Genomic DNA, 8,321 nt, shown 5'->3' with positions numbered 1-8,321 from the left:
AGACTGCCCAGGTTTTAGGAAAGGTGGGCAAGTCCGGTACTGGGGCTCCGACTTGCCCGACTTTCATGAAAGTCGGGCAAGTCGGAGACAGGAGCGGAGACAGGAGCGGCGGCGGCCGCGAGGGCGCGCGCGGCGCGCTCGGCGAACACGGCGGCCTCGAGCAGCGAGTTCGAGGCGAGCCGGTTGGCGCCGTGCACGCCGGTACGGGCGCACTCGCCGACGGCGAAGAGGTTCGGCAGACTGGTGCGGGCGTCGAGATCCACGACGATCCCGCCCATCGCGTAGTGCGCCGCGGGGGTCACCGGCACCGGATCCCGCGACCAGTCGAAGCCGGCGTCGCGCACGATGCGGTCGAGTCCCGGGAAGCGGCGAGCGAGCGCGTCCCCGCCGAGCGCCGTCGCGTCGAGCAGCACGGGCGCGCCGCCCTGCCCGGCCATCGTGCGCCACACGGCGCGGGCGACGACGTCGCGCGGGGCGAGCTCGGCGAGCGGGTGCGCCTCCGCGAGGAATCGCCGGCCCGCGGCATCCCGCAGCACCGCGCCCTCGCCGCGCACCGCCTCGGAGATGAGCGGCGTGCCCGGCACCGCGAGCGCCGTGGGATGGAACTGCACGAACTCCAGATCGGCGAGTTCGGCACCGGCGCGCGCGGCGGCGGCGACCCCGTCGCCCGTCGCGACGGCGGGGTTCGTCGTGTGCAGGTAGAGCTGCCCGGCCCCGCCGGTGGCGAGCACGACCCGGTCGGCGCGGCGCTCGACGATCGTCCCGCCGGCGTCGAGCAGCACGGCCCCGACGACCGCACCGCCCTCCACGAGGAGGTCGAGCAGCATCGTGCGCTCGTGCACCGCGACGGACCGCCGCCGCACGGTCGCGACCAGCGCGGCCTCGATCGCCGCGCCCGTCGCGTCGCCGCCGGCGTGCACGATGCGCGCGCGGGAGTGCGCCGCCTCGAGTCCGCGCTCCAGCCCCGATTCGTCGCGGTCGAAGCCGACGCCGAAGCGGATGAGGTCGCGCACGCGGGCCGGCCCCTCCTCGCAAAGCACGCGCACCACCTCGGGATCGGCGAGGCCGGCCCCCGCGGCGATCGTGTCGGCGTAGTGCCGCTCGGCGGAATCGTCGGGGAACAGCGCCGCCGCGATGCCGCCCTGCGCATAGCGGGTGCTGCCCTCGGCGAGCTCGGTCTTGGTCACCAGCTCGACGGCGCAGCCGGCCTCGGCGGCACGCACCGCGGTCCACAACCCCGCGATCCCGCCGCCGACGACGAGCACGCTCGGCACGGTCAGCTCCGGCCCGCCGCGAGCGCCGCGCCCGGCACCCGCGTCGGGGCGTCGAGCGGCGGCCCGCTCACGGGCGCCCCGCTCGGCAGCGCCCGCAGCATCCGCTCGAGGGCGACCTTCGCATCGGCCGCGACCGCGTCGGGCACCTGGATGCGGTTCACGACGCGCCCCTCGACGAGCTCCTCCAGCACCCAGGCGAGGTAGCCCGGGTGGATGCGGTACATCGTCGAGCACGGGCAGACGACGGGGTCGAGGCAGAAGATCGTGTGCTCGGGGTGCTCCGCCGCGAGCCGCTGCACGAGGTTGATCTCGGTGCCGATCGCGAAGGTGCTGCCGGCTGGTGCGGCCTGGATGGCCTTCACGATGAAGTCGGTCGAGCCCGCCGCGTCGGCCGCGTCGACGACGGGCATCGGGCACTCGGGGTGCACGATGACCTGCACGCCCGGGTGCTCGCGGCGCGCCTGCGCGATCTGCTCGACGGTGAAGCGGCGGTGCACCGAGCAGAAGCCGTGCCAGAGGATGACCCGGGCGTCGTCGAGCGCCGCGGCGTCGTTGCCGCCGAGCGGCCGCCGCGGGTTCCACATCGGCATCGCCTCGAGCGGCACGCCCATCGCCTTGGCGGTGTTGCGGCCGAGGTGCTGGTCGGGGAAGAAGAGCACGCGCCGGCCGCGCTCGAACGCCTGCTCGAGCACGGTGCGGGCGTTGGACGAGGTGCAGACGATGCCGCCGTGGCGTCCGACGAAGCCCTTGAGCGCCGCCGAGGAGTTCATGTAGGTCACGGGCACGACGGGCAGGAGCCCGTCGGCGTCGGGAGTGTCGAGGTCGCCGTAGACGGTGGCGAGTTGCTCCCAACAGGCCTCGACGCTCGACTCGTCGGCCATGTCGGCCATCGAGCAGCCGGCGGCGAGGTTCGGCAGGATGACGGCCTGCTCGGGCCGGGAGAGGAGGTCGGCGGTCTCGGCCATGAAGTGCACGCCGCAGAAGACGATCGCCTCGGCATCCGGCCGGGTCAGCGCGGCGTTCGCGAGCTGGAACGAGTCGCCGACGAAGTCCGCGTGCTGCACCACCTCGTCGCGCTGGTAGAAGTGGCCGAGCACGACGACGCGCTCGCCGAGGGTCTGCTTGGCGCGGCGGATGCGCTCGTGCAGCTCCTCGTCGCTCGCGAGCCGGTACGCCTCGGGCAGCGCGCCCTGCCTGGGCGAGCCGGTGGGGATGACGTCGCCCATGGAGGCGCCCGGGCCGTAGGAGGCCGGTCCCGCGTCGAAGGTCCACGGGCCGTCGGCCAGCTCGGGCGCGCAGCTCTCGCCGCCGCTCGCGCCGCTCGCGATGAGGCGGATGCTGCGATCGACGGATGCCGCACGGCGGGTGTCGAGGGAGGTGGGGCTCATGACGCGGTCCTCTCGGCGTCTCGGAACGGTTCCCGGGCGCCCGGCGCGGTGCCGGCCGGGTCGTAGCGGTACAGCTTCGGCGGGCGGTGCGGGGTGCCGGCGCGATGCTCGCCGGTCTCCTGCAGGCCGCCCGAGGCGAGCATGGTGCGGCGGAAGTTCGCCGGGTCGAGCGGCCGGCGGAGCACCGCCTCGTAGACCTCGCGCAGTTCGGCGAGGGTGAAGGTGCGGCCGAGCAGGGCGTGCGCGATCTCCGAGTACTCGACCTTCGTGCGCAGCCGCCAGAGCGCGTAGGCGATGATCTCGGCGTGGTCGAAGGCGAGCTCGGGCAGGGTGTCGGCCGGCACCCAGCGCACGTTCGGGCCGATCGTGGCGCGGGCGGCCTCGTCGCTCGGCAGCAGGGCCCAGTAGACGACGGAGACGACGCGCTCGCCGGGGGAGCGGTCGACGCCGCCGAAGGTGTAGAGCTGCTCGAGGTAGCTCGGCGCGAGGCCGGTGGTGGCCCGCAGCGTGCGGGCGGCGGCGGTCTCGAGCTCTTCGTTCGGCGGAAGCCAGCCGCCGGGCAGGGCCCAGTGGCCGAGCTGGGGCTCGCGGGTGCGGCGCACGAGCGGGGTCCAGAGGGCGGGCGGTCCGCCGGCGCGGTCGGCGCGGAGGGCGAAGATCACGGTCGACACGGCGAGGCGCACGGCGTTCGGCGGGGTCGTGGGCATCGCTGCTCCCTCCGGTGGTTCGGTCTTCGAGTCAGGATGACTCGAAGGGGCACGACCGCAGCTTACAGTCGCCATGACTCGAAGGCGAATCCGCGCTCGCCGAGTCCGGCCCCCGGCAGCGAGGGGCCGTGCGGTAGGATCGGGCTCACAACCGCATATCGGGCCATCGACGCGTCGCGGGAGAGCCACCGGCAGTCATCGTCGGGGGCACCGAAGGAGCAAGCCTCCCCGCCAATCTCTCAGGTACACGACACCGCGATGACGAGGCCGCTCTGAAAAGTGCCCGTTTCGGGCCGCCCACGGTGAAAGCGCACATCCCGCGCGAAACTCTCAGGCTCATGACAGAGGGGGAGTTCTCACGCGGCGTCCGCCGCGCGTCTCGACGATCGAGGAGAACTCGTGTCCGATTCCGGAACCACCCCCGAAGAGCGCCGCAGTCCGCTCGACGCCGTCCACCGCGCCGCGGGCGCCGCGTTCACGGACTTCGCCGGCTGGCAGATGCCGGTGCGGTACTCCAGCGACCTCGCCGAGCACCGCGCGGTGCGCGAGCACGCGGGCCTCTTCGACCTCTCGCACATGGCCGAGATCTCCCTGATCGGGCCGGGCTCCGCCGACGCGCTCGACCACGCCCTGGCCGGCAAGCTCTCGGCGATCGCCGTGGGACAGGCGAAGTACTCGCTGCTGCTCGCCGAGGACGGCGGCATCATCGACGACCTCGTCGTCTACCGCACGGGGGAGGACCGCTTCCTCGTCGTCGCCAACGCGTCGAACCGCGAGGTCGTCGCCGCCGAGCTCATCGCCCGGGCCGAGGGCTTCGAGACCTTCGTCTCCGACGAGAGCGACGACATCGCCCTCGTCGCGCTGCAGGGGCCCGATGCGCTCGCCGTGCTGCTCGAGACGCCCGGCTTCGGCGTCGAAGGGCCCGGCAACGACGAGGAGGACTTCGACCGGGCGATCACCGAGCTGAAGTACTACCGCTCCTTCGCCGCGACGTTCGAGGGCGAGCCCGTGCTCGTCGCCCGCACCGGGTACACCGGCGAGGACGGCTTCGAGCTCTATCTCGCCCCCGAGCTGGCCCCCAAGCTCTGGGCGGCGCTCGCCGAGACCGGCGGGCCGCGTGTCGTGCCGTGCGGCCTCGCGAGCCGCGACACGCTGCGCCTCGAGGCGGGCATGCCGCTCTACGGGCACGAGCTCGGCCGTGGCATCCTGCCCGCCCAGGCCGGCCTCGGCCGCGTCGTCTCGTTCGCCAAGGAGGCCGACTTCATCGGCCGTGCTGCGGCCGAACGCGGCCCCGCCGAGGGGGCCCCCGTGCTCGTCGGCCTCACCGCCGAAGGACGACGCGCGCCCCGCGCCGGCTACGAGGTGTTCGACGGCGACGCCGCCGAGGCCCGCCGCGTCGGCGAGATCACGAGCGGTGCGCTCTCGCCCACGCTCGGCCACCCCGTCGCCATGGCCTTCGTCGCGCCCGAGCTCGCCGAGCCCGGCACCGCCCTGTTCGTCGACGTCCGCGGCACCCGCATCCCCGCGACCGTCGTCGCCCTCCCCTTCTACCGACGCGCCTCCTGAACCGGTCCGCCCGCCGAGGAGCGCGGGCGAGCCGGTCGCAGGCGACGCGACGACCCATCCACCGACCCCACCACCGAGGAGCCCCATCATGACCGACGTCACCGCACTGCAGTACACCGAAGAGCACGAGTGGGTGAAGGTCGACGGCGACACCGTCGTCATCGGCATCACCGACTACGCCGCCGAGAAGCTGGGCGACGTCGTCTACGTCGACCTGCCCGCCGCGGGCACCGCCGTGAGCGCGGGCACCGTCGTCGGCGAGATCGAGTCGACGAAGTCGGTCGGCGAGCTCTTCGCCCCGATCGACGGCGAGGTCGTCGAGGCGAACCAGGCCGTCATCGACTCCCCGGAGCTCGTGAACAGCGACCCCTTCGGCGAGGGCTGGCTGATCAAGCTCTCCGCGCCCGAGCTGCCGACGCTCATGAGCCACGCCGAGTACCGCGCCTTCGTCGGCGAGTAAGGACGCCAGCGCCCGATGAGCACCACCTCGACGTTCGACCTCGACGCCTTCGGGCGCCGCCACATCGGCACCACCGCCGACGACCAGCAGCGCATGCTCGCCGAACTCGGCTACGACTCGCTCGATGCGCTGATGTCGGCCGCCGTGCCGGCCTCGATCCGCATGGGCGAGGTGCTGAACTCCGCCATCCCGGCCGCGGCGACCGAGCGCGAGGCGCTCGCCGAGCTCGCGGCGCTCGCCGCGCAGAACACGGTGCGCACCTCGATGATCGGGCTCGGCTACTCGGGCACGATCACGCCGGCCGTGATCCAGCGCAATGTGCTCGAGAACCCGAGCTGGTACACGGCCTACACGCCGTACCAGCCCGAGATCAGCCAGGGCCGGCTCGAGGCGCTCATCAACTTCCAGACGATGGTCGAGGACCTGACCGGGCTCGACATCGCCAACGCCTCGATGCTCGACGAGGGCACCGCGGTCGTCGAGGCGATGCTCCTTGCCCGCCGCGCGTCGAAGTCGCCGTCGAACCGCTTCGTCGTCGACGCCGACGCCCTCCCGCAGACCAAGGCGCTGCTCGCCTCGCGTTCGGCGGTGCTCGGCATCGAGCTCGTCGAGGCCCCGCTGGCCGAGACGAGCGACGTCGCCGCGCTCGGCGAGCACTTCGGCGTCTTCGTGCAGTACCCCGGCGCCTCGGGCCGGGTCTGGGACCCGTCGGCCGTGCTCGCCGCGACCAAGGCGCAGGGCGGCCTCGCCGTCGCCGCCGCGGACCTGCTCGCCCTCGCCGTGCTCACGAGCCCCGGCGAGCTTGGTGCCGACGTCGCCGTCGGCACCTCGCAGCGCTTCGGCGTGCCGATGGGCTTCGGCGGACCGCACGCGGGCTACATGGCCGTTCGCAAGGGGCTCGAGCGGCAGATGCCGGGCCGGCTCGTGGGCGTCTCGGTGGATGCCTCCGGCGCACCCGCGTACCGGCTCAGCCTGCAGGCGCGTGAGCAGCACATCCGCCGCGAGAAGGCGACGTCGAACATCTGCACCGCCCAGGTGCTGCTCGCCGTGATGGCGTCGATGTACGCCGTCTACCACGGCCCCGCCGGCATCCGGCACATCGCGGTCTCGACCGCGCAGAAGGCGGCCGCGCTCGCAGAGGTGCTGACCGGCTACGGGCTCACGCTCGCGAGCGACGCCTACTTCGACGCGATCGAGGTGCACGTGCCTGGTCTCGCCAAGAATGTCGTGGCCCGTGCCCGCGAGCTCGGCGTGCACCTCTGGGAGGCCGGCGAGGCGACCGTGCACGTCGCGGTCGACGAGACGACCACCGAGGCCGAGCTGGCACTCGCGGCGCGCGCCTTCGGCCTGCCCGAGGAGACCGTCGTGCCCGTCGACGCGCGCGCCCTGCCGGCGGGCCTGCCGGCCGGCCTCGCCCGCACGAGCGGCTACCTCACGCACCCGGTCTTCAACACGCACCAGTCCGAGACGCAGATGATGCGGTACCTGAAGACGCTGGCCGACCGCGACTATGCGCTCGACCGCGGCATGATCCCGCTCGGCTCCTGCACGATGAAGCTGAACGCGGCGACCGAGATGCAGGCGGTCACCTGGCCCGCCTTCGCGAACCTGCACCCCTTCGCGCCGGAGGCCGACGTGGTCGGCAGCCTCGGCCTCATCGAGCAGCTCGAGAGCTGGCTCGCGGAGGTCACGGGCTACGACACGGTCTCGCTGCAGCCGAACGCGGGCAGCCAGGGCGAGCTCGCGGGCCTGCTCGCGATCCGCGGCTACCACGACGCGAACGGCGAGCACGAGCGCGACGTCTGCCTCATCCCCTCGAGCGCGCACGGCACGAACGCGGCGTCCGCGGTGCTCGCGGGCATGCGCGTCGTCGTCGTCGCGACCGACGAGCTCGGCAACGTCGACCTCGACGACCTGCGGGCGAAGATCGCCGAGCACGCGGCGTCCATCGCGGCGCTCATGATCACCTACCCCTCGACGCACGGCGTCTACGAGCACGAGGTGAAGGAGATCACCCAGGCGGTGCACGACGCCGGCGGTCAGGTCTACGTCGACGGCGCGAACCTCAACGCGCTGCTCGGCTACGCGCGGTTCGGCGACTTCGGCGGCGACGTGTCGCACCTGAACCTGCACAAGACGTTCTGCATCCCGCACGGCGGCGGCGGCCCCGGCGTCGGGCCGGTCGCGGCCAAGGCGCACCTCGCGCCGTACCTGCCCGGGCACCCGCTCGCCCAGCGCCCCGATCACGCCGGCGGCTTCGTGCACCAGGGCGGCCCAGTATCGGCGGCGCCCTACGGCAGCCCGTCGATCCTGCCGATCTCGTGGGCGTACGTGCGGATGATGGGTGCGCAGGGCCTGCAGGACGCCACCGCGGCCGCGGTGCTCTCCGCGAACTACGTCGCCGCGCGCCTCCGTGAGCACTTCCCGGTGCTGTACACGGGCGAGCACGGGCTCGTCGCGCACGAGTGCATCCTCGATCTGCGGCCCCTCACGGCCGAGACCGGCGTGACGGTCGACGATGTCGCGAAGCGGCTCATCGACTACGGCTTCCACGCGCCGACGATGTCGTTCCCGGTGGCGGGCACGCTCATGGTCGAGCCGACGGAGTCGGAGGACCTCGCCGAGCTCGATCGCTTCGTCGAGGCGATGGTGAGCATCAAGGCCGAGGCGGACGCGGTCGGCCGCGGCGACTGGCCCGCCGACGACAACCCGCTGCGCAACGCGCCGCACACGGCCGAGTCCGTCGTCGTGGGGGAGTGGTCGCACCCGTACACCCGTGAGCAGGCGGTCTACCCGGTGCGCTCGCTCGTGCGCGGCAAGTACTGGGCGCCGGTGCGCCGGATCGACCAGGCGTTCGGCGACCGCAACCTGGTGTGCGCGTGCCCGCCGGTGGAGGCGTTCGCCTGATCCGGCGGTGAGCGGCCGA

Annotated in this window: 5 protein-coding genes, 1 pseudogene and 1 riboswitch; of the genes and pseudogenes, 3 read left to right on the top strand and 3 right to left on the bottom strand. The window is 73.2% G+C overall.

Annotated elements, in window-relative coordinates; translation table 11 throughout:
- The 3 genes and pseudogenes from nadB to ACFWE1_RS02795 all read right to left on the bottom strand — a co-directional run.
- A pseudogene (nadB, locus tag ACFWE1_RS02805) lies at window positions 1–1,274 on the bottom strand (L-aspartate oxidase); the annotation flags it as partial.
- Between the two features lie 2 nt (window positions 1,275–1,276).
- The gene (nadA, locus tag ACFWE1_RS02800) at window positions 1,277–2,662 is read right to left on the bottom strand and encodes a quinolinate synthase NadA (RefSeq protein ID WP_376932016.1); all 1,386 of its coding nucleotides are present in this window, start codon (window positions 2,660–2,662) and stop codon (window positions 1,277–1,279) included.
- Complete coding sequence (locus ACFWE1_RS02795; protein WP_376932015.1) at window positions 2,659–3,369, bottom strand: NUDIX domain-containing protein; 711 nt, start codon at window positions 3,367–3,369, stop codon at window positions 2,659–2,661. The genes nadA and ACFWE1_RS02795 overlap by 4 nt, the downstream gene beginning before the upstream one ends.
- A 167-nt stretch (window positions 3,370–3,536) precedes the next feature.
- Window positions 3,537–3,635, top strand: a riboswitch (glycine riboswitch).
- 133 nt (window positions 3,636–3,768) lie between these two features.
- Between ACFWE1_RS02795 and gcvT the strand changes: the two genes are divergently transcribed.
- From gcvT to gcvP, 3 genes are all read left to right on the top strand, one after another.
- Window positions 3,769–4,935: a glycine cleavage system aminomethyltransferase GcvT gene (gene gcvT, locus ACFWE1_RS02790; RefSeq protein ID WP_376932014.1), complete on the top strand. Its 1,167-nt coding sequence runs from the start codon at window positions 3,769–3,771 to the stop codon at window positions 4,933–4,935.
- Window positions 4,936–5,023: 88 nt separating this feature from the next.
- Window positions 5,024–5,395, top strand: coding sequence for a glycine cleavage system protein GcvH (gene gcvH, locus ACFWE1_RS02785; RefSeq protein ID WP_243567868.1), 372 nt, complete (start codon window positions 5,024–5,026; stop codon window positions 5,393–5,395).
- Window positions 5,396–5,410: 15 nt separating this feature from the next.
- A complete protein-coding gene (gene gcvP, locus ACFWE1_RS02780; protein ID WP_376932013.1) occupies window positions 5,411–8,302 on the top strand; it encodes an aminomethyl-transferring glycine dehydrogenase in 2,892 nt (963 codons plus the stop codon).
- Window positions 8,303–8,321: the final 19 nt, after the last annotated feature.

Origin of the sequence: Agromyces sp. NPDC060279, from assembly GCF_042726785.1 — a bacterium.
Taxonomy (GTDB): domain Bacteria; phylum Actinomycetota; class Actinomycetes; order Actinomycetales; family Microbacteriaceae; genus Agromyces.
This window is presented reverse-complemented; position numbering and strand designations above follow the sequence as displayed.

Bases quoted from the DNA above. Each gene is read 5' to 3' on its own strand.
- nadA (WP_376932016.1), bottom strand. From the start codon at position 2,662: ATGAGCCCCACCTCCCTCGACACCCGCCGTGCGGCATCCGTCGATCGC.
- gcvH (WP_243567868.1), top strand. From the start codon at position 5,024: ATGACCGACGTCACCGCACTGCAGTACACCGAAGAGCACGAGTGGGTG.
- ACFWE1_RS02795 (WP_376932015.1), bottom strand. From the start codon at position 3,369: ATGCCCACGACCCCGCCGAACGCCGTGCGCCTCGCCGTGTCGACCGTG.
- gcvP (WP_376932013.1), top strand. From the start codon at position 5,411: ATGAGCACCACCTCGACGTTCGACCTCGACGCCTTCGGGCGCCGCCAC.